Here is a 1,037-nt window from a genome sequence, read left to right on the forward strand (position 1 = left end):
GTCAGCTTCTCGGCCGTGAACGGTCGAGCTTGCGGCTCGGTCGTTCACGCCTCGTTGCGCTCCCCTTCGCCGCTGGCGGCCGCGCTGGGGTCGCATCACCTTTCCCCTGTCCAGGGGTCGGGTCGGGCATGCTGACAAATACCCACGCCGTGCGCGCCCGCTGGCGGACGTTCACGGCGGCGATGTGGTCGGCCGGGCCAGCGAGCCCGCACCGACGACAGCAGAAGCGGTCCCGCTCGGGACGGTTGCCTCGTCCGACATGCCCGCAGCGCGGGCAGGTCTGTGAGGTGTAGGCCGGGTCGACTTCCAGGAACGGCACCCCGGCCCATTGGGCCTTGTAGGCGATGCTGGTGCCGAGCTGATGGAACGGCCAACTGGAGATCGTGGCCCGCTGGTGCCGCCTGAGCCGTACCCGGCCGGTGATCCCGCTCAGATCTTCGAGCGCGATCCCGCGACCGGTGCGTTGGGCATCGGCCACGATCTCCTTGGATATCTTGTGGTTGACGTTGGCGGCGTGGCGCCCCTCGCGGGCCTTACACCGCGCCAGGCGCCGGGCCGCTGAACGCGACCCGGCCGCCTTCTTCTTCTGCAACCGGGCCCGGCGACGGGCCTGCGCACGCCGGTACCTGCTCAGGTCCTTGCCCTGGTAGTTGGTGCCGTCGCAGGTGGTGGCCAGGTTCACGATCCCCCGGTCCACCCCGATCCAGTCGACCGGGTCGAACTGCTCGGCCTCTTCGATCTCGCAGGTGGCGTACAGGAACCACATGCCGTCCTGGTGCACCAGGTCCGACTCGCCCTGGCGGTGCTCGGCCAGGGTCTTCAGGTGCGACGGCCTGCCGGTGAACGCGATGCCCTGCACCCGGCCGTGGACGGTCCAGATCGACACGGTGCGGGCGTCCATCTGCCAGGACAGGCAGCGGTCGTCGAACGGCTGGGCCGCATCGGGCCGGAACGTGATCGGCTTGGACTCGGCCCTGCGGCGCCGCCCGGACCGCTCACCACCCAGCAGCCCGGCGCCGATCTGGGCGTGCAGCGTG

Annotated in this window: 1 protein-coding gene; it reads right to left on the bottom strand. The window is 70.5% G+C overall.

All coding sequences use genetic code 11. From position 1 onward, the window contains the following. Position 1: 1 nt before the first annotated feature. Positions 2-1,037: RNA-guided endonuclease InsQ/TnpB family protein (locus ACH34Q_RS46935; RefSeq protein ID WP_395989765.1), on the bottom strand; the 1,036-nt coding region annotated here is incomplete at its 5' end.

Source organism: Actinomadura sp. 9N407 (assembly GCF_044326315.1).
In the GTDB taxonomy this organism is placed as follows: domain Bacteria; phylum Actinomycetota; class Actinomycetes; order Streptosporangiales; family Streptosporangiaceae; genus Spirillospora.